Consider the following 19,432-nt stretch of genomic DNA (forward strand, 5'->3'; position numbering starts at 1 on the left):
GTCTCGCCTCAAGGGAAATATGCTATAATTCGCCAGAGTCTATTTTTTTATGAGAGAGGAACGTTGGCCCATGCTATGGATTGCCATGTTGGTCAGTTTTGTGATGGCCATCTTGATCACGCCGCTCGTTCGCCGGTTTGCTTTTCTGATCGGAGCGGTCGATCACCCGAACGCCCGAAAAGTACATTTACAAACGATGCCACGGATCGGCGGCCTCGCCATCTTCATCGCTTTTTTCATCGGCTACGCCTTGTTGCTGCCGACGAGTCGATATAACGATGCCATCTTGATCGGGGCGGTCGTCATCATCTTGACCGGCTTCATCGATGACCGGTTCCAGTTGACGGCCCGCGTCAAGCTGATGGGGCAGATGATCGCGACGGTCATCGTCTTGAACGCCGGTATGCGCATCGAATTGATTAACCTCCCGTTCGACCAGCAGCTCTATCTCGGTTCATGGAGCATCCCGGTGACGGTGCTCTGGCTGATTGGGATCACGAACGCGATCAACTTGATCGATGGGCTCGACGGGCTCGCCGCGGGCGTCTCAAGCATCGCCCTCGGGACGATTTCCCTGCTCGCCATCATCCAAGGCAACGTCTATTTGACGATGATGGCCTTGTTGCTCCTGGCGAGCACGCTCGGCTTTCTCGTCCATAACTTCTATCCAGCGAAGATCTTCATGGGAGACACCGGGGCGCTCTTCCTCGGTTATATGCTCGCCGTGTTCTCGCTCATCGGCTTCAAGAACGTGACGTTGTTCTCGCTCGTCGTACCGGTGCTCTTGCTCGGACTGCCGATCTCGGACACGATCTTCGCGATCGTCCGCCGGCTCGTGCAAGGCCGTCCGCCGATGTCGCCTGATAAGTCGCACATGCATCACCAGTTGATCGACATGGGCTTCACGACACGGCAGGCCGTTCTGCTCATGTACGGGATGACATTCTTCTTCGGTATCGCCTCGATTCTGTTCGCCAAGACGACGATGCTCGGGGCGGTCATCACGTTCGTCATCGTGCTCATCGTCATCGAGCTGATCGTCGAATCGACCGAGTTGATTCATCCGAACTATAAGCCGATCATCCAGACATCACGACGCCTGCTCGGCCGGCCGAAGGCCTGATGTGACCATATGAAAACGACCGGGGACACGCGTCCCCGGTCGTTTTTTGGTATCAGTACGTCGTCGTCTCGCTGAAACCTTCTTCCGTTTCATTCAAGCCGTCGCCGGTTCCGTTGTCACTGTCTTCCGCCGTCACCGGCAGGCCGAGCTCGCTCTTCAAGAGCGTGCGTTTCTCGCTCAAATCGGCCGGGTCGAGTTCGTAGTAATACACACCGCCGAGCGTCAAGTCACCGCCTGCGAGCGTCTCTTGGTTGAACGAGCGGAGCGACTTCGTATACGGCTGCAGCTGTGACGCCTCGGACAAGGACATATTCGTTCGGATGTTATCGCCGACCGCATTCATGATCCGGTTGAGCTTCGTGAACGAATTGATCGTCGTCGCCTCGTTGATGATGGCCTCGAGCACCTGCTGTTGACGTTTCGCCCGTCCGACGTCCCCTTCAGGGTCGTCCTTGCGCATGCGCGCGTAGGCGAGTGCTTCTTTTCCATCTAACATTTGGACGCCGGGTTCGAGCTCGACGTTACCGGTCGCCCGGCCCGAGATCGGGACGAGCACATCGACCTCGACGCCGCCGACTGCATCGACGAGATCCTCGATGCCGTCAAAGTTGATCGTCGCGTAGTAGTCGATCGGGATGTCGAACAGCTTCTCGACCGTCGCGATCGTCGTGTCGATGCCGCCGTAGGCGTAGGCGTGATTGATCTTGTCTTTGAACTCGCCGTCCGTCGTCACGATGTCGACGTATGAGTCGCGCGGGATGCTGACGAGCGTCACTTGGCGCGATTCCTTGTTGAACGTCGCCACCATGAGCGAGTCGGTCCGTCCTTCCTCGAGCGAGGCGCCGCCATCGACGCCGGCGAGTAGGACGGAGAAGTGATCTTTCGTCAGGTCGACCGCCTCTTCCCGACGGTCCGACTTGTCACCTCGTGTCAGCTCGCTGTTCGTGTTCTCCGCCGTCTCGTTCGCCTTAAAGACGAAGTAGCCGAAGGCCGACCCGCCAATCAACAGGATGAGGCCGAGCACGAGCAGGACGATCTTCCACACGGGGCGTTTCTTGCGGGAGTCTTGTTCCATGTCGTCTCCTCATTTCATTCGTTTCCTTTAGTATACGTGACCTACCGCACAAAATCACGTTCGATGATGCGTTGGTCCTGGGTCTCGAGTCCCCCTTGTCCGTTCGTCAAATCGACGAGCCATGCCATCGCGGCCTCGGTCTCTTCGACCGGCACCGAGATGTGGAACGTGACGGTGTCCGCGTAGACGATGTCGTCGAGGAGGTACGATGATTGCCGCAGTTCGTTCTCGACCTTGCCAATCCAGCCGTAATCGACCGTGAGCGTCAAGCGTTGCATCGGGATGCGCTCGACGATGCCGATCGCGTCGAGACCTTCGCTCACCGTGCCGCCGTATGCGCGGATCAGTCCGCCGCCACCGAGCTTGATGCCGCCGAAGTAGCGGGTGACGACGGCGACCGTGTCTTTCAACTCGCGTTTCCGGAGCACCTCGAGCATCGGCAGCCCGGCCGTCCCGCTCGGCTCGCCGTCATCGTTCGCTTTTTGGAACTCGTTCCGCTCGCCGATGATATAGGCCGAACAGTTGTGAGTGGCGCTCCAATGCGCTTTCTTGATGGCTTGGATGAACGCCTGCGCCTCTGCTTCAGAGGTGACCCGTTTGAAGTGGGCGATAAATTTTGACTTTTGAATGACGACCTCGTATTCTCCGTCTTGTTTTATAGTATAATTTTGTTCAGTAGACATTTCTGAAAATTCTCCTTTCTATTTTTGAATATTTTTTTTAAAATTCAAGTAGGCGTCAACGCCTGGTGCGGCGAATGGGAAGGAGAGCCTCCATTTTTTACTGTAAACGAACGTTCCGCAGTCGATAATAGGAATAGATGAAGACTTACTACCGAATTATTAGGGGATGGCATCGTGAATCATATTACCGATCGTACAGCTTTAGAACATATCATAACAAATATGATTGATACGGTGACGGAAAGTAAAGAGGAGATCGTCCGGATTACCGAGAGTTCGGCCAACGAGTATTCGTTGATTCAAAACGAACTGAAAGAGTTGACGCAAAAGATCGAGTTTTATATCGAGGAGTCGGAACGACTCGACCTGCTCGTGAAAGCGGCGAAGAACAAACTCGTCCAAGTGAGCAAGAAGTTTCATATACATAGCGAGCAAGAGATTCGAGAGGCGTACGAACGCGCCAATCAAATGCAGCTCGAGCGCTTTCTCATCCAAAAAGAAGAGATGGCCGGCCAACAGCGTCGCAACGACCTCGAACGCCGCCTGCTCGTCCTCGAGGACACGATCGAACGGGCCGACAAACTCGTCAGCCGTGTCTCCGTCGTGCTGAACTTCCTTCGGGACGACCTGCAACAAGAGTACTCGGACATGATGAAGAAACAAGAGATGGCGATCAGCGTCTTCGAGGCGGCCGAACGGGAACGGCGCCACCTCGCCCGTGAGATGCACGACGGACCGGCGCAATCGCTTGCTCACATCTTGATTCGAGCCGATTTGATCGAGAAGACGTTCGACAAGCGCGGGAAAGACGAGGCGTTCGCCGAACTGCACGAGCTGAAACGCCTCATCCGCGGCGCACTCGTCGACGTCCGGCGGCTCATCTACGACCTTCGTCCGATGTCACTTGACGACCTCGGCTTCTTGCCGACGCTCGAACGATACCTCCACCAGACCGAGGAATATACGACCATCAAGACACGGCTCAACTACCGGGGGTCTCGGGCCAGATTGCCTGAAAAACTGGAGATCAACGTGTTCCGGCTCGTCCAAGAGGCCGTCCAAAACGCGATCAAACATTCGAAGACGGCGGAGATCATCGTCAACGTCGAGCAAGCGCACGACGCGATACATATTCATGTACGGGACCATGGGGTCGGATTCGTGCCGAGTTCGATTGGCGAAGAGTCGTTCGGGATCGTTGGAATGCGAGAACGGATCGAGCTTGTGAACGGAAGCATGACCATTGATTCGGAAGTCGGCAAAGGGACGGTCGTCCGCATGTCGATTCCGATCACGTAAGACAAGAACAAGGGGGAGTATCCAGATGGAACAATTACAAACACGCATCGCGATTGTGGATGACCATGAGCTGTTTCGAGAAGGCTTGAAACGGATTTTTGATTTAGAGGACGAGTTCACGGTCGTCGCCGAAGGACGGACCGGGACGGAGGCGATTCGCATCGCCGCGGACCACAAGCCGGAAATCTTGATTCTCGATATCAACATGCCTGAATTGAACGGGATTGAGGCGACGAAACAGTTGTCGGTGCTGTCACCGGAGACGCGTGTCCTCATCCTGTCGATCCACGACGACGAGTCGTACATCACGCACGCGCTCGAAGCGGGCGCATCGGGCTTCCTGCTCAAAGAAGTGGCTTCGACCGAGCTCATCTCGGCGGTCCGTTCGGTCGCGAAAGACGGGGCGTACCTGCACCCGAAAGTGACGACGAACGTCTTGAAGGAATACCGTCGTCTGCTCCAATTCAAAGGCGAACAGGCCGGCCGTAACGTCGAGAACCGCACGGACGATCCGGTCTACCAATTGTTGTCGCGCCGTGAAGTCGAAGTGTTGCACCTGCTCGCCGAAGGTCGTTCGAACCGCGACATCAGCGACATGTTGTTCATCAGCGAGAAGACGGTCAAGAACCACGTCTCGTCGGTGCTCCGCAAGATGGAAGTGAACGACCGGACACAAGCCGTCGTCGACGCCATCCGTCGCGGATGGGTTGAGATTTGACCTCTTCCGATGCAATATATCGTTTTTATGCTACAATATGGAATGGAATCCACATTCAATTGGAAAATGAAACGATGTAAAGTGAGGATATAGCATGGGAAACATAGCCATTTTGACCGACAGTACCGCCTATTTGCCGGCCGAATTTTGTGAGCGCCACGACGTCCACGTCGCACCGCTCAGCGTGATTTTTGACGGGGAGTCGTTCCGCGAAGCCGTCGATATCACGACCGAGGCGTTTTATGACCGGATCGAGGCAGGGAACTTGCCGACGACTTCCCAACCGAGCATCGGGGAAACGATCGAATTGATTGAACGTTTGCCGGACGAGGTGACGGATGTGATCGCGATCACCCTCTCGAGCGGAATCAGCGGCACGTACCAGTCGATGATCGCCTTGAACGGTATGGTCGACGTCAACGTCCACGCGTTCGATTCGGAGATCTCATGTATGCCTCAAGCGTTCCTCGTCGAAGAAGCGATTCATCTGCGTGACGCAGGCGCGTCGGCACAGGAGATCATGGCTCAGCTTGAAAAGATGCGCGAGTTGATTCGCGCGTACTTTGTCGTCGATGACCTCGCTCATCTCCAACGAGGCGGGCGACTCAGCGCGGCACAGGCGCTCGTCGGATCGTTCCTTCAAATCAAGCCGGTGTTGCATTTCCAAGACCGGTTGATCGTCCCGTTCGAAAAGATTCGGACGTACAAGAAGGCGGTCCGCCGCATCGAAGAGATGATGGAACAATCGATCGAGGGCGACGGTGCAGGCTACTGTATCGGCATCATCCACGCCAACTGCCCGGACCGTCAGGCCGAGGAGATCGCATCGATGAAACAGAAATTCCCACAGGCCCATGTCACGGGCGGTCATTTCGGACCGGTCATCGGGACACACCTTGGACCTGGTGCGATCGGCATCACGTGGTATCGCCGCGAGTGGTAAATAAAAGACGGCCATCCGGTCGTCTTTTTCGATAGAGAGGAGTGAGCCTGTGGCCAAATATCGTCAAATCTATGAGCGCCTCGCCGAGCGGATGAAGACCGGGGAATATGCGGCGGAGTCGAAGCTGCCATCCGAGACCGAGCTCATGCATGAGTATGAGGCGAGCCGAGGCACGGTCCGGAAAGCGCTCGACCTGCTCCAAGAGCACGGGTACGTCCGGAAGCATCACGGGAAAGGCGTCTTCGTGCTCCGGCGCGACCAAATCGAATTCCAATTCAACGGCATCGTCAGCTTCTCGGAAGTGTACGCTTCCTTGCTCGGCCGCTCGATCCAGACGTCGGTCGCCTCGTTCGAGGACATCGAGGCGCCGACTTGGCTCGCCGACCGGATGAACCTGGAGCCGGGGACGCAGATGTACCGGATCGAACGGGTCCGAAACTTCGACGGGGAGGACGTCATCCTAGACGTGAACTATTTCGTCAAAGACCTCGTTCCTGGGCTGACGGAAGAGATCGCCGCCCGCTCGATCTATGAGTACGTCGAGCATGAGCTCGGGCTCCAGATCAGTTACGCCAAGCGGAAGATCGCGGCCGAGGATGTGACCGAGCTCGACCGGATGCGGCTCGACCTCCACGATTACGAGTACGTCATCGTCATCACGAACGACACGTTCCTCTATGAGGGCAGACAGTTCGAGTATACCGAGTCCCGGCACCGGCTCGACAAGTTTCAGTTCAGTGACGTGGCTCGCCGCTAGCGCCCCTTCTTTCGAAGGGGTCTTTTTTTTCGTTTTGAATCGAGGGGAGAGGGAACAAAAATAGTGAACGCCTGTCACGAATTTGTCACGCATAACTTATATAGATAAGTTGTTGACAGAACTCGTCTACATAAGTTAAAGTTTGTTTGTACTCATAAGTAACCGTTTTCAACAAACGCTTTCAAACAAAGGAGGCCTACAATATGAAGGCAGATTACCGTCAAATCGCCGCGGATATCCTTGAAGCCATCGGGGGCAAGGATAACGTCGACAAAGCGGCACACTGTGTCACGCGGCTCCGTCTTTCGTTGAAAGACCAGTCGCTCGTCAATGAAGCGAAAGTGAAAGAAGCCGATCTCGTCAAAGGCGCATTCGAAAACTCGGGTGTGTATCAAGTCGTCATCGGGGCCGGGGACGTCGAGCGTGTCTACGCCGAGTTCATCAAACTCGCTGGGCTTGAAGCGGCGACGGTCGCCGAGGTCAAATCGTCGGGCGGCAAGAAGATGAACCCGCTCCAGAAACTCGTCAAAGTGTTCTCGGACGTGTTCATGCCGATCATCCCGGCCATCATCGTCGCCGGTCTATTGATGGGGATCAACAACTTGCTCGCGTCGGAAGGGCTGTTCGTCGATGATGCGACGCTGATCGAGGCGTACCCGAACCTGCAAGGACTTTGGGACCTGATCAACATGATGGCGAACACGGCGTTCGTCTTCCTCCCGGCGCTCGTCGGTTGGTCGGCGACGAAACGGTTCGGCGGCAGCGAAGTGCTCGGGATCGTCATGGGTCTCTTGCTCGTCCACCCGGATCTCTTGAATGCATGGGGTTATGGGCAGGCGGCGCTTGAAGGCGACGTTCCGACGTTCAATATCCTCGGCTTGTTCGAGATTGAGAAAGTTGGCTACCAAGGTCAGATTCTTCCGATTTTGGCCGCGGCCTTTATTTTGAGCCATATTGAGATGTTTTTGAAAAAACACGTCCCGAACGCGATTCAATTGCTCGTCGTGCCGATTACGACGATCGTCATCACCGGTTTCCTCGCGCTCGCGATCGTCGGACCGCTCACACGTGGCCTCGGTAACGTGATCGCAACAGGAATTGTCAACGTGTTCGAAGCGGTACCGGTCGTCGGGGCACTCCTGTTCGGTCTGCTCTACGCACCGCTCGTCGTCACGGGGATGCACCACTTGTTCCTCGCGATTGACTTGCAGCTCATCGCGGAAACGAACGGGACGTTCCTCTGGCCAATGCTCGCCTTGTCGAACATCGCCCAAGGTGCAGCCGCACTCGCGATGTTCCTCGTGTTCAAACATGACGCCAAACAAAAGAGTATGGCTTCAACGTCATCGATCTCGGCATTCTTCGGGATTACCGAGCCGGCCATGTTCGGGGTGAACTTACCAAACAAGTTCCCATTCTACTCGGCGATGATCGGGTCGGCCGTCGCGGCGGTGTTCATCACGTTGAACGACGTCCAAGCGTTCGCTGTCGGGGTCGGGGGTCTTCCTGGATTCCTGTCAATCTTCACCGATAAGATTCTTATCTTCATCGTCGGGATGGTCATCGCCCTCGTCATACCGTTCGTGTTGACGATCGCTCTGTCGAAACGTTACATGAAAAAAGGCGAAATCGAGAAAAACAAAGTCGCATAAGAAGATGACTGACAAGGGGAGGGACGGAGGTTCTTCCCCTTTTCCTGTACAAATGAAAACTCTTACAAAAGGAGACTACACCTATGACACCATCAAACTGGCGCAAATCTGTCGTCTATCAAATTTATCCGAAAAGCTTCTATAGCCCGGAAGGCAATGCCACCGGCTCGATCAAAGGCGTGACGGCCAAGCTCGACTATTTGGCCGAGCTCGGCATCGAATACATTTGGATGACGCCGGTGTACAAGTCACCACAAAACGACAACGGCTATGACGTCAGCGACTATTACGCGATTGACCCGTCGTACGGGACGATGGATGACCTCGATGAGCTCGTCCGTGAGGCCGAGGCGCGTGGCATCGGGCTCATGATGGACATCGTCGTCAACCACTCGTCGACCGAGCATGAGTGGTTCCAAAAGTCGCTCGCCGGCGACGAGCGCTACCGCGACTATTACATCTGGCGCGACGAGCCGACGAACTGGGAGTCGAAGTTCGGCGGCAACGCCTGGAAGTATGATGAGAAGAGCGGCCAATATTATCTCCACTTGTTCGACGTGACCCAGGCCGACCTCAACTGGGAGAACGAGCAGATGCGCGAGGACGTCTATGAAATGATGCGCTTTTGGCGTGACAAAGGCATCAAAGGGTTCCGCCTCGACGTCATCAACTTGATCTCGAAGCAGCAGGACTTCCCGGAAGACGACTCGGACGGCCGCAAGTTCTATACGGACGGGCCGCGCATCCATGAATATTTGAAAGAGATGAACCGCGAGGTGTTCGACGGCCACGACGTCATCACGGTCGGCGAGATGTCATCGACGACGCTCGACCACTGCGTCCGCTACTCGAGCCCGGACGAGCGCGAGCTCAGCATGACGTTCAGCTTCCATCACTTGAAAGTCGACTATCCGAACGGCGAGAAGTTCGTCGCCGCCCCGTTCGACTTCATCCAACTGAAAGACATCATGTCGACGTGGCAGGAAGGGATGCACGGCAAGGGCTGGAACGCTATCTTCTGGTGCAACCATGACCAGCCGCGCGTCGTCAGCCGGTTCGGCAACGACACCGACCATCGCGTCGAGAGCGCGAAGATGCTCGCGACCGTGCTCCATGGCCTCCAAGGGACACCGTACATCTATCAAGGCGAGGAGATCGGCATGACGAACCCAGGCTTCGACTCGCTCGACGAGTATCGTGACATCGAGACGCTCAACGCCTATAACTTGAAACGCGAACAGGGCGTGTCGCACGAGGACATGATGGCCGCCATCAAACAGAAGTCGCGCGACAACTCGCGGACGCCGATGCAGTGGGACGCGACGCCGCACGCCGGCTTCACGAGCGGGACGCCGTGGATCAACGTGGCGCCGAACTATCCGGACGTCAACGTCGAGACGGCGCTCGACGACCCGAACTCGGTGTTCTACCACTACAAGAACTTGATCTCGCTCCGCAAAGAGTTCGACGTGTTGACGGACGGGGACTATACGCTCCTGACACCGGACGCGCTCGATGTCTGGGCGTACACGCGGAAGACGGAAGACGAGGAAGTGCTCGTCGTCGCCAACTTCTACGGCCCTGAGACGACGTATGAGATCCCGGCAGGTTTCTCGCAGGCCGAGGTCGTCAGCCACAACTATGACGTGCCGCAGCTCGACGGGACGACGTTGTCGCTCCGGGCGTATGAGGCGATCATGTTCTACAAACGGAACGCATAACGAGAAAAACTCGCCAGACGAAATCGTCTGGCGAGTTTTTTGATTATAGGTGTTAGTCGAAGGCGTCGCGTCGGTCCAATGACCGTGAGACGTTCGCGACATCCCCGATATTGTCGTCCACGACGTCTCCGGCTCGAGTGACGCGCACCCACAACTCAGCTTCGACATGGGACGGGGACGCGAACAAGACGTAATACTTCGCATCGTACAGGGATAAGTACGTCACGTCGGTCACGACGAGTTCCATCTCGGGATACGTCTTGTCGACATACGTTTCGGCTGCTCGGACGGCTCGTTGTTCGGCCGCCTCACTGCCGTTCAGCACATACCACACCCACCAACCGAGACAGAACACGGCTATCATTCCAAGTACGGTCAAGACGTTATGAAGCGGTCGTTTGTGCATCGGACACCTGCTTTCCAATTATTGGACTACGCTTAGTATAAAAGAGATGTTGCACCGTTCGCCTCGGTCGTAAGTCGCAATTGGCTCAGGTTCCGTACGGGAATGGTGCCGCTACATGCTGACAACGCCTCATGTCCGACGGCTTCTCACATGATATCCTCATTCAAAAAGGACTGATTGTATTGGGACAACTCATCATCGCTCCGACCGGCACGCCCGCCATCCGCTTCGGCATCTGTCAACGCTGTCTGAGCGCGGACACCCGCTCGTTCACGTGCCACCACGGTGCGTGCCGCTATTGCCGGAATTGCCTCCATCTCGGCCGTGTCTGTCAGTGCGACCGTCTCGGGGAAGAAGACATCACGACACCGGTCGAACCGACGGAACTCGTCATGCCGTTCGAGCTGTCGACCGACCAGCAACACATCAGCCGGCAGTTGCTCACCTGGTGGGAATCTCGGACGAGCGGGCTCGTCCATGCCGTCTGCGGGGCAGGGAAGACGGAGATGACATTCCCGGTCATCGCGCGCGTCGTCAATGAAGGGAAGCGTGTCCTCATCGTCTCGCCGCGCCGTGACGTCGCCATCGAATGGGTCGACCGGCTCGAGGCCGCCTTCTCCGTCCCGGTCACCCGGCGCTACGGGGGCGGGGACAAGGACACGATTGGGATGATCACTGTCGCGACGGCGCCGCTGCTCGTGAACTTACGATATGTGTTCGATTACGTTCTCGTCGATGAGTCTGATGCCTTTCCGTTCGCCTTCGATTTGGCACTTTGGTGGACGCTCCGCCGAGCCGGGAAAGGCCTATTCTTGTTCGTGACGGCGACGCCGACCGTCTGGCAGCGCCAGTTCCCGACCGTGCAGCTATCGCGTCGCTATCACGGCCACGACTTGCCGGTGCCGCGACTCATGCGTGAGACGGGGCAGGCCATCCTCGACTTCTGTCAGCGTCATGAGTCGACGCCGCGCCTGTTGTTCGTCCCGACGAAGCCGGACCTCGTCCGTTATGGGGAACTGCTCGCGGCGAACGGGTTCGGCTACCAGGCCGTCTCGGCAGATACCAATGAGCGGACGGATACGCTCGAATGGCTCGAGGAGACGAACGGCATCGTGCTCGCGACGTCGATTTGGGAGCGGGGCATGACCGTGACCGGGGTCAACGTCGCCGTCCTCGACAGCAGCCACGCCTTGTTCTCGTCCCGTGCCCTCGTCCAGATGGCGGGTCGGGCCGGTCGGAAACCGACCGCGCCGACCGGGGACGTCGTCTTCTTCTACCACGAGCGCACGTTCCGGCAAGACCGGGCCATCCGCGAGATCGAGGAGGCGAACCTGCGATGAACTGTCTCGTCTGCCGAAAACCGTTCGCTATTCCGTGGAGCCCGGCGACGCTCTTAAAACGGGACTGGGTCTGCCCGGACTGCGAGGGGAGATTGACCCCGATCATCTCGGGCTGCCCGCGCTGCGGCCATCCGACCGAGGACGGGGCGACATGCGACGATTGCGTCCGGTGGCTTGCCCTCGGTCTCGATTTGACCGTGCGCTCGCTCTACCTATATGACGAGGCGGGTGTGAACTGGCTCCACCGCTACAAGTTCGGCGGTGACGTCGTCCTGGCCAATCAGATGCGCCCGGTACTAAGGCAGCTGCGAGAACCGGACGTCGTCTACGTGCCGATCCCGCTCAGCGAGGAGCGGTTACGGACGCGGCGTTTCAATCAGGCCGAGGTGCTCGCCCGATTGATCGGACCGATGGAACGGACGCTCGTGAAAGCCGAGGTTTCAAGTCAGCGCGAACTTGGGAAAGAAGAAAGGCGGCACCGTGCGAACCCGTTCACTGTACAGCTGTTACCGCGCTGTGGCAAAATTGTCCTCGTCGATGACGTCTACACGACCGGGACGACGTTGCATCAAGCGGCGCTCACCTTGCGCCGGGCCGGGGCGGAACAAGTTTCTGCCGTTTGCCTGTTCCGGACGCTAAACAAATCAAAAATGCGTCCGATATAAAGGGCAGAGGTGAATGACTGTGGAAGCAACAACTTGTCAAACATGCGGACGGCTGTTCATGAAACAAAGCCGCTCGCCTTACTGCCCATCCTGCGCGGAAGTCGATTTCCAAAACTTCTTGAAAGTCCGGGACTTCATCCGCGAACCCGCCAACAAACAGACGACGATTGGGGCCCTTGTCGAAGCGACAGGCGTCTCCGAACTTGATATCACGCGATATATCCATGAAGGACGCTTGATCATCAAGGACAACCCGTCCCTGAACATCGCCTGCGTGCGCTGCGGCAATCCGACGAACCAAGGAAAGGTATGCGCGGACTGTCAGACCGACATGCAGCAAGAACTGAAAGGGCTACAAGCCACCGTCACGAAACAAAGCGTTCGCGCTTATCGTTTGGACTAACAACTGAGAAGAGGGGGGACACGTATGCGCATCGATTCTGCAAAGTGGGTACACTTACCGAACACTTATGAGAAGAAAACGCAACCTGAGACGAAGCCCGAGCTGACACGCCAAACGGACCAACTATCGATATCGGCCGAAGCCCGCGCCCGGTTTGAAGAACCGGTGAAACATCCGGAGCGCCTGGAGAAGATTAACGCCTTGAAGGCGGAAATCAACGCCGGGACGTATTCACGGGACGCGCGCGAAATCGCCAAACGCTTTCTACAAGGATGAATGAAAGCGAGGTCCGAGGGAGACCTTCGCATAAATATGATGGCACGGAAGCTGACTAAACAAGGGACACCCTTTCTTTAGTCGGCTCTTTTTTTGGAAAAAGGAGAGACTTATGCTCACATTACATACACGTTTACTCGAAATCGCTTATGAAAAAGAACGACTGCTCGTCAACGGCGATATGCCCGCGTTCAGCGCGCTCGTCAAGGAAGAGGCGACGCTCGTCCGACAAATCAAACAAAAAGAGGCGGAACGACTTCAAGGAACGTACATTTTGGACGATGAAGAGAAAGAAGCACTACGACCGATCGTCCTCGAGCTGAAACGGCAGAATGAATTGAACGCCGTCTTGCTCGAACAGTCGCTCCGGTATATCGAATGGCATTTGGATATGCTCCTGCCAGAGGCAGATGATTTCACGTACGGTCAACAGGCGCTCGAGACGCGCTCGTTCAGCCGGGATGTATAAGGAGGAAGTTTAATGGGCTCAACATTTATGGGATTAGAGACGGCGCGTCGCAGTTTGACGACGCACCAGTGGGCGCTCCAGGCGACGGGGAACAACGTCGCCAACGCCTCGAACCCGGGTTACTCACGCCAGCGCCTATCGCTCGGCATGACCGAACAACTCAGCGTCAACTTCGGCGGAACGAAGGCCGGGCAGTTCGGGACGGGTGTCCGCGGGGAGACGCTCGCTCGGATCCGTGACTTGATGATCGACCAGCAATATCGTGACGAATCGGTCAAGAACGCCTACTACGCCACGAAAGAGGCGGCGTTCGGCCGGATGGAGGACATCGTCAATGAGCCGTCCGAGACGGGCCTCGCCAAATCGCTCGACTTGTTCTGGGCCTCGCTCCAAGACTTGTCGGTCAACCCGGACGACGCCGGCGCGCGGAGCGTCGTGCGCCAACGGGCGATGACGCTCGCGGAAACATTCAACTACATGTCGTCCTCGCTCCAAAAAGTGCAGACCGACTTGGCGTCCGAGGCGGACGTCGTCGTCAAGAAAGTGAACGACTTGATGACGAAAATCAGTGAGGTCAACCGTCAAATCGGTGACGCGGAGCCGCTCGGCGTGCTCCCGAACGAACTGTATGACGAGCGTGACCGCTACATGGACGAGCTTGCCCAATATATGGACTTCAAACGCGTCCCGGTCGACTATACGAACGGGGAATCGCGCGGGAACTCACAGAAAGTCGCGGAAGGGCGGATTGACATCGTCGTCACGATCGGTGGCGTCGACCATAAGCTCGTCGATGGGATCAACGGCACGGTCGGCTCGTTCGACGGTCTCGACATGACCGATGCGAGCGGAGCGGACGTGGCCCTCACGCATGCATCGATGCCAAACGGTAAATGGAAAGCGCTCGTCGAGATGTACGGTACGGACACACCCGAATCAGGCAGCGTGAACAGCGCGTATGCGACGATGTTGAAAGACTTGGACGAGATGGCCAGCCAGTTCGCCTCGGCCTTCAACACGGCCCACAGCAACAACAAGGACGCCAAAGGCAACGCCGGGACGGCGAACTTCTTCGAAGGGACGGCGAGCGCCGCGACGATCAAAGTGAGCGACGCCGTCATGAACAACCTCGATTTGATCGCCGCGTCTCAAGACGGCAACATCGGGGACGGCAGCGGGGCACTTGCCTTGGCGAACTTGAAGTCGGCCACGCTCAGCTTCGACGGATCGGTCCAGACAGAGACGTCGATCGGGAAGTACTATCAGAACGTCATCGGGAACATGGCTGTCGCCGCCGACCAGAGCGGACGACTCGCGACCAGCACGTTCGCCCTCATGGCGAGCTCGGACCAGCGCCGCCAGGCAGTGAGCGCCGTCTCGCTCGACGAAGAGATGACGATGATGATTCAATATCAACACGCCTATAACGCGGCGGCCCGCAACATCACGGCCGTCGACGAGATGCTCGACAAAATCATCAACGGCATGGGTGTCGTAGGGAGGTAATGCTTGATGCGAGTCACACAGACGATGCTCACACAGACGAACTTGAAACACTTATCGAGCAGCTATAACAAGCTCGCCCAAGTGCAAGAACAGCTCATCAGCGGGAAACGGATTCAACGGGCCTCGGAAGACCCGGTCGTCGCCATGCAAGGCATGCGCTACCGGACCGAGGTGCGTGAGGTCGACCAATTCCGCCGCAACGTCAGCGAAGCGACGAGCTGGATGGACTTGACCGACTCGACGTTGAACGAAGTGACGGAGGCCGTCAAACGGATTCGCGAACTGACGACGCAGGCGGCGAACGACACGTACGAGTCGTCGCAACGTCAAATTATCCAAAGTGAGGTCAATCAGTTGATCGAACATATCGGCTCACTCGCGAACGCGAAGTCGGGCGAGAAATATATTTACAACGGCACGAAGACGGACCAACCACTCGTCGACATGGACGCCTTGAAGGCGTTCCTTGCCGACCCGAACGGGGACGTCAACAGCATCTATCCGGACGGAGCGCCGGCAGCGAGCGGGAAAGTCGCCTTCGAAGTATCGAAAGGCATCACCGTCCAAGTGAACATGCAGCCGGAGACGGTGTTCGGCAGCGACGTGTTCGCCGGACTCCACGACCTCGTCTCGAAACTGGCCGATCCGAATACGACCGGTGAGGTTCTCTCGAACGAGCTCGCCGACCTCGACGTGATCGCCCAAAACTTGATCACGGAACGGGCCGAGCTCGGGGCGCGCGCGAACCGGCTAGAACTCGTCGATAACCGTCTGCAAGAACATGAGATCATCGCCAAGACGATTATGTCTGATAACGAAGACATCGACATCGAAAAAGTCATCATGGAGCTCAAGTCTCACGAGACGGTGCACCGGGCCGCGCTATCGGCCGGCGCCCGAATCATTCAACCGACGCTCCTCGACTTCCTCCGGTAAACGATGAACATCGCCCGGCTTGAGATGCGGCAGACGCAGGCTGCCATCCAAATCACGTCGAACCGGCCCCACCTCGAGATGAGGCAAGGCCGGGCCGATGTGTCGATGACGCAAGGCAAGGTCGAGATGACCCAACAGACGACAGGTGGTACGCTCGAGGTCGACTCGTCGGTCGCGCGCAGTGAAAGCAACTTGAAGGCGGCGCTCGAGCTCGGGCGCCATTTCGGTCAGCTCGGGGAACAGGCGGCCCAGGAAGCGACCTCGACTACGGCCCGGGACGGGGACCGGCTCATGCGCATCGAGAACGGCAACCCGATCGCCGCGATGGCCGCTGAGAAGACGAGCGCCCCGTACCCGGTCGTCGACATGGACTTCATGCCGAAATCGCTCGACCGCGTGAAGTTGACGTATACGCCGGCGGATGTCAAAATCGAGTGGAACCTGACGCCGGCACAGATTGATGTATCACTCACCCCGGCCGACATCTCGTTCACGCCATGGACGACGGATATCTCGCTCCGTCAGCAGGCGTCGCTCGAAATGTGGCCGGTCGGTGGCATGTATGATGAGACGCGTTGAAAGTGAGGACAACCCATGTTCATTGAGACAGACTATTTTGGCAAAATCGAAGTAAATGAAGAAGAGACGATCTCGTTCGTCAGCGAGATTCCCGGATTCCCGGACTCGAAGACGTTCACCCTCATCCCGTACGGCGACGAGCTCCCGTTTTGGTCGCTCCAGTCGCTCGAGGACCCGGCCTGCGCCTTCGTCGTGACGAACCCGTTCTGGCACAAGCCGGACTATGCGTTCGAATTGACCGACGGCGCGAAAGAGCAACTTGGCATCGATGAGGCGGAACACGTCTCGGTGTATGCCATCGTGACGCTCCGCGAACCGTTCGACGCCTCGACGCTCAACTTGAAGGCCCCAATCGTCATCGAGACGAAAGAGCGCCGCGGGAAGCAAGTCATCTTGGATGACGTCTACCCGGCCCGGTTCCCGCTCGGCGGTCAGAAAGAAGAGGTGCGCTGATGCTCGTATTGAAACGAAAACAAGGCGAGGCCATCCATATCGGGGACGATGTGACGCTCACCGTGCTCGCCATCGAAGGCGACCAGGTCAAGCTCGGCATCGACGCCCCGCGCCATATCGACATCCATCGTCATGAGGTGTACGTCCAGATGCAGGCCGAGAACGAATCGGCCCGCGACAGCGCCAACTTGATGAAACAGATGATGCAAAACAAGTCGGAAGCGTGAGCTTCCGGCTTTTTAGCTGTCCTAAAATTTGGATAGGGTGACATGCGTCACTTTTGTACGATAGGATAGGAGGAAAGAAATGGCGGGAGAGGACAAGGCTTGGGTCAAGTCATCAACATCTTTTTCATCAATGTCAGTATCATCTATCTCGTTTTATCACTGGCCCTGTATCTCATGCGCCAGCTGTTGCCGATTCAGGCAGGTTCTCCTTATGCGGTTCGCATCTGGTTTGGTCTCGCCATGGGGCTCGCGGCCGTACTGTTGACGGTCAACTCGTTTCAAGTCGGAGAGGCAAGAGTCGACCTCCGGATTATCCCGCTCGCGCTCTCAGGCGCCTATGCCGGACCGGTCGGAGTCGCCGTCACGATGGGGTTGACTCTTCTCAGTCGCTTCGGTCTCGACGGCATGACCGACCAATTCATCCGCTCGTTCGGCACGCTCGGCTTGTTCTTCGTGTTGTCGCTCGTGTTAAATCGACTGGTGATGCGACGCGGTCACTTGTATTCGGCCTATCTCGTGTTCGGGGCCGTGCTCGTCTTGTTTCGAATTGCTAGCAACGTCCCGATTCAGGCGTTCACGACCGTGTTCTTGCCGTATTTCGTCATGACGTTCCTCGGTGGCTGGATGTGTTACTGGGTCGCGAAACAGATTGAGACGCACCTGCGCATGTTCCGGCTGCACGCGCAGCGGGCGACGATTGACGAGCTGACGGGTCTCCCGAACCGCTATATGACGCTCGAACGTTTGAACGAGGTCGAGATGTCGGGTCTCCCTTGGGCGCTGTTCGTCATCGATGTCGACCGGTTCAAGCAGTTGAACGATACATATGGTCATCGAGCCGGTGACGCAGCGCTTCACCACATCGGTCAAACGTTACAGGCGAACTGTCCGCCGGACGGCTTCGTCGGGCGCTACGGCGGGGAAGAGTTTCTGATGGTGCTCGAGGATGCCGGTGACGTCCGGTTGATCGCGGACGATATCGTCAAGGTCATCCGCGACACCCCGTTCTCGTTTGAAGGGATGCACATCCCGATGACGGTTTCGCTCGGGGCATCGCTCGCCGGGGCCGAGCTGGGCACGGTCGTGTTCGAAAGGGCCGACGCCGCCCTTTACGCGGCGAAGACGAGCGGGCGCGATCAAGCAAAAATCGGATAAACAAAAAATCGGTCCCGGGGGGCCGATTTTTTTAGTGGATATTTTTCTTTTTGAACTGGCCGCCCCGGACGTCATGGATATTGCCGATGGCGAGGAACGCCTTCTCGTCATAGTCGTCGAGGATGTCTTTCAGTTTCGTCTCTTCAAGTCGGCTGATGACGGTGAAGACGACCTTCTTGCCGTCGCCGGTGTAGGCGCCTTCCCCGTGCAAATACGTCACACCCCGGCCGAGTCGGTCCATGATGGCTTGACCGACGTCATCGGGTGAGGTGGTGATGATCCACGCGGCCTTCGACTGATCAATTCCTTCGAGCACGATATCGATCGTCTTGAAGGCGATGAAATACGTGAGGAGCGAGTACATGGCCCGGTCCCAGCTGAAGATGAACCCGGCCATTCCGAGGATGAAGATGTTGAAGAACATGACGATCTCACCGACGGAGAACGGCAACCGGTCCGTGAACGATACGGCCAAAATCTCGGTCCCGTCGAGCGACCCACCGGCCCGGATGACGAGCCCGACCCCGGCGCCGAGCAAGAAGCCGCCGAACACGGTCGACAACAGCAAATCGTCAGTGAACGGCTCGACCGAATGGAGCAAGATCGTGAAGCCGGACATGAGCGTAATCGCCAACAACGTGACGACGGCGAACGTCTTCCCGATTTGGCGATAGCCGAAGAAGATGAACGGGATGTTGAACAAGACGAGCCAGATGGCGAGCTTCGTGTCGGTCAAATATGACGTGATGATCGAGACGCCGACGATGCCGCCGTCGATGATCTGGTTCGGGACGAGGAATGCCTCGAGCCCGACCGCGAAGATGAAGGCGCCGAGCAACAGGAGCAGCCCCTTGGCGAGAAGCTCGGTCGGTTTGATCGGGTTATGGACACGTTTCAAGCGGAGCACTTCCTCCGGAGTCGGGGAAGGCATCGGTGGACGCTGCATCGGGGGTCACTCCCTTTTTCTTTTTAGTATAGCAAACCTCACACGGAATTTAGTGGATGAAGCAGGAAATCTGACACAAGTTATGGAACACATGGGGATT

General features: G+C 57.1%; 22 protein-coding genes. 18 read left to right on the forward strand and 4 right to left on the reverse strand.

The genetic code is table 11. The features are described from left to right. Positions 1 to 70 precede the first annotated feature (70 nt). The gene (locus tag KNP64_RS08290; RefSeq protein ID WP_214792718.1) at positions 71 to 1,123 is read left to right on the forward strand and encodes a glycosyltransferase family 4 protein; all 1,053 of its coding nucleotides are present in this window, start codon (positions 71 to 73) and stop codon (positions 1,121 to 1,123) included. 52 nt (positions 1,124 to 1,175) lie between these two features. On the opposite strand, the gene KNP64_RS08295 is transcribed toward KNP64_RS08290, so the two are convergent. Continuing rightward, a complete protein-coding gene (locus tag KNP64_RS08295) occupies positions 1,176 to 2,198 on the reverse strand; it encodes an LCP family protein (protein ID WP_214792721.1) in 1,023 nt (340 codons plus the stop codon). Between the two features lie 41 nt (positions 2,199 to 2,239). Then, positions 2,240 to 2,881, reverse strand: a complete 642-nt coding sequence (locus tag KNP64_RS08300) for a YigZ family protein (protein ID WP_214792724.1) — start codon at positions 2,879 to 2,881, stop codon at positions 2,240 to 2,242. Positions 2,882 to 3,055: 174 nt separating this feature from the next. Between KNP64_RS08300 and KNP64_RS14985 the strand changes: the two genes are divergently transcribed. The 6 genes from KNP64_RS14985 (at position 3,056) to treC (ending at position 9,971) form a co-directional block, all read left to right on the forward strand. Continuing rightward, positions 3,056 to 4,180 carry a sensor histidine kinase gene (locus tag KNP64_RS14985; RefSeq protein WP_214792727.1) on the forward strand — a complete coding sequence of 375 codons (1,125 nt, stop codon included), beginning with the start codon at positions 3,056 to 3,058 and terminating at the stop codon, positions 4,178 to 4,180. A gap of 25 nt (positions 4,181 to 4,205) precedes the next feature. Continuing rightward, positions 4,206 to 4,898 carry a response regulator transcription factor gene (locus KNP64_RS08310; protein ID WP_034778646.1) on the forward strand — a complete coding sequence of 231 codons (693 nt, stop codon included), beginning with the start codon at positions 4,206 to 4,208 and terminating at the stop codon, positions 4,896 to 4,898. A gap of 94 nt (positions 4,899 to 4,992) precedes the next feature. After that, positions 4,993 to 5,841: a DegV family protein gene (locus KNP64_RS08315; protein ID WP_214792730.1), complete on the forward strand. Its 849-nt coding sequence runs from the start codon at positions 4,993 to 4,995 to the stop codon at positions 5,839 to 5,841. 91 nt (positions 5,842 to 5,932) lie between these two features. Continuing rightward, positions 5,933 to 6,598, forward strand: a complete 666-nt coding sequence (gene treR, locus KNP64_RS08320; protein ID WP_251126381.1) for a trehalose operon repressor — start codon at positions 5,933 to 5,935, stop codon at positions 6,596 to 6,598. A gap of 203 nt (positions 6,599 to 6,801) precedes the next feature. After that, the gene (treP, locus tag KNP64_RS08325) at positions 6,802 to 8,250 is read left to right on the forward strand and encodes a PTS system trehalose-specific EIIBC component (protein WP_214792735.1); all 1,449 of its coding nucleotides are present in this window, start codon (positions 6,802 to 6,804) and stop codon (positions 8,248 to 8,250) included. Positions 8,251 to 8,333: 83 nt separating this feature from the next. Then, a complete protein-coding gene (treC, locus tag KNP64_RS08330; protein ID WP_214792738.1) occupies positions 8,334 to 9,971 on the forward strand; it encodes an alpha,alpha-phosphotrehalase in 1,638 nt (545 codons plus the stop codon). Between the two features lie 52 nt (positions 9,972 to 10,023). Here treC and KNP64_RS08335 read toward each other — a convergent pair whose 3' ends face one another. Further along, complete coding sequence (locus KNP64_RS08335; protein ID WP_214792741.1) at positions 10,024 to 10,377, reverse strand: hypothetical protein; 354 nt, start codon at positions 10,375 to 10,377, stop codon at positions 10,024 to 10,026. Positions 10,378 to 10,559: 182 nt separating this feature from the next. Here KNP64_RS08335 and KNP64_RS08340 point away from each other — a divergent pair, with 182 nt between their 5' ends. The 11 genes from KNP64_RS08340 to KNP64_RS08390 all read left to right on the forward strand — a co-directional run bounded on the left by KNP64_RS08340 (position 10,560) and on the right by KNP64_RS08390 (position 18,386). After that, positions 10,560 to 11,717, forward strand: a complete 1,158-nt coding sequence (locus KNP64_RS08340; protein WP_214792744.1) for a helicase-related protein — start codon at positions 10,560 to 10,562, stop codon at positions 11,715 to 11,717. Continuing rightward, the gene (locus KNP64_RS08345; protein ID WP_214792747.1) at positions 11,714 to 12,382 is read left to right on the forward strand and encodes a ComFC family protein; all 669 of its coding nucleotides are present in this window, start codon (positions 11,714 to 11,716) and stop codon (positions 12,380 to 12,382) included. The genes KNP64_RS08340 and KNP64_RS08345 overlap by 4 nt, the downstream gene beginning before the upstream one ends. A 58-nt stretch (positions 12,383 to 12,440) precedes the next feature. Next, complete coding sequence (locus KNP64_RS08350) at positions 12,441 to 12,785, forward strand: flagellar protein (RefSeq protein WP_052090149.1); 345 nt, start codon at positions 12,441 to 12,443, stop codon at positions 12,783 to 12,785. A 24-nt stretch (positions 12,786 to 12,809) separates the two neighbouring features. Beyond that, positions 12,810 to 13,061 (forward strand): flagellar biosynthesis anti-sigma factor FlgM, encoded by a 252-nt coding sequence (locus KNP64_RS08355; protein ID WP_034778628.1) that lies wholly within the window; start codon positions 12,810 to 12,812, stop codon positions 13,059 to 13,061. 112 nt (positions 13,062 to 13,173) lie between these two features. Next, positions 13,174 to 13,530 (forward strand): flagellar export chaperone FlgN, encoded by a 357-nt coding sequence (locus KNP64_RS08360; protein WP_214763394.1) that lies wholly within the window; start codon positions 13,174 to 13,176, stop codon positions 13,528 to 13,530. 12 nt (positions 13,531 to 13,542) lie between these two features. Continuing rightward, on the forward strand, positions 13,543 to 15,036 hold the full coding sequence (gene flgK, locus KNP64_RS08365) for a flagellar hook-associated protein FlgK (RefSeq protein WP_214792750.1): 1,494 nt from the start codon (positions 13,543 to 13,545) through the stop codon (positions 15,034 to 15,036). Between the two features lie 6 nt (positions 15,037 to 15,042). Further along, complete coding sequence (gene flgL, locus KNP64_RS08370; RefSeq protein WP_138859039.1) at positions 15,043 to 15,972, forward strand: flagellar hook-associated protein FlgL; 930 nt, start codon at positions 15,043 to 15,045, stop codon at positions 15,970 to 15,972. 3 nt (positions 15,973 to 15,975) lie between these two features. After that, positions 15,976 to 16,551 (forward strand): DUF6470 family protein, encoded by a 576-nt coding sequence (locus KNP64_RS08375; protein WP_214792753.1) that lies wholly within the window; start codon positions 15,976 to 15,978, stop codon positions 16,549 to 16,551. A 15-nt stretch (positions 16,552 to 16,566) separates the two neighbouring features. Further along, complete coding sequence (gene fliW, locus KNP64_RS08380) at positions 16,567 to 17,004, forward strand: flagellar assembly protein FliW (RefSeq protein WP_138859041.1); 438 nt, start codon at positions 16,567 to 16,569, stop codon at positions 17,002 to 17,004. Further along, positions 17,004 to 17,231, forward strand: a complete 228-nt coding sequence (csrA, locus tag KNP64_RS08385) for a carbon storage regulator CsrA (RefSeq protein WP_021066562.1) — start codon at positions 17,004 to 17,006, stop codon at positions 17,229 to 17,231. Before fliW ends, csrA begins: the two co-directional genes overlap by 1 nt. Before the next feature lie 99 nt (positions 17,232 to 17,330). Further along, positions 17,331 to 18,386: a GGDEF domain-containing protein gene (locus KNP64_RS08390; protein WP_251126369.1), complete on the forward strand. Its 1,056-nt coding sequence runs from the start codon at positions 17,331 to 17,333 to the stop codon at positions 18,384 to 18,386. A 31-nt stretch (positions 18,387 to 18,417) separates the two neighbouring features. Here KNP64_RS08390 and KNP64_RS08395 read toward each other — a convergent pair whose 3' ends face one another. Beyond that, positions 18,418 to 19,332 (reverse strand): YitT family protein, encoded by a 915-nt coding sequence (locus KNP64_RS08395; protein WP_214707187.1) that lies wholly within the window; start codon positions 19,330 to 19,332, stop codon positions 18,418 to 18,420. Positions 19,333 to 19,432 lie beyond the last annotated feature (100 nt).

It is taken from the genome of Exiguobacterium sp. s64 (assembly GCF_018618035.1).
Taxonomy (GTDB): Bacteria; Bacillota; Bacilli; order Exiguobacteriales; family Exiguobacteriaceae; genus Exiguobacterium; species Exiguobacterium mexicanum_A.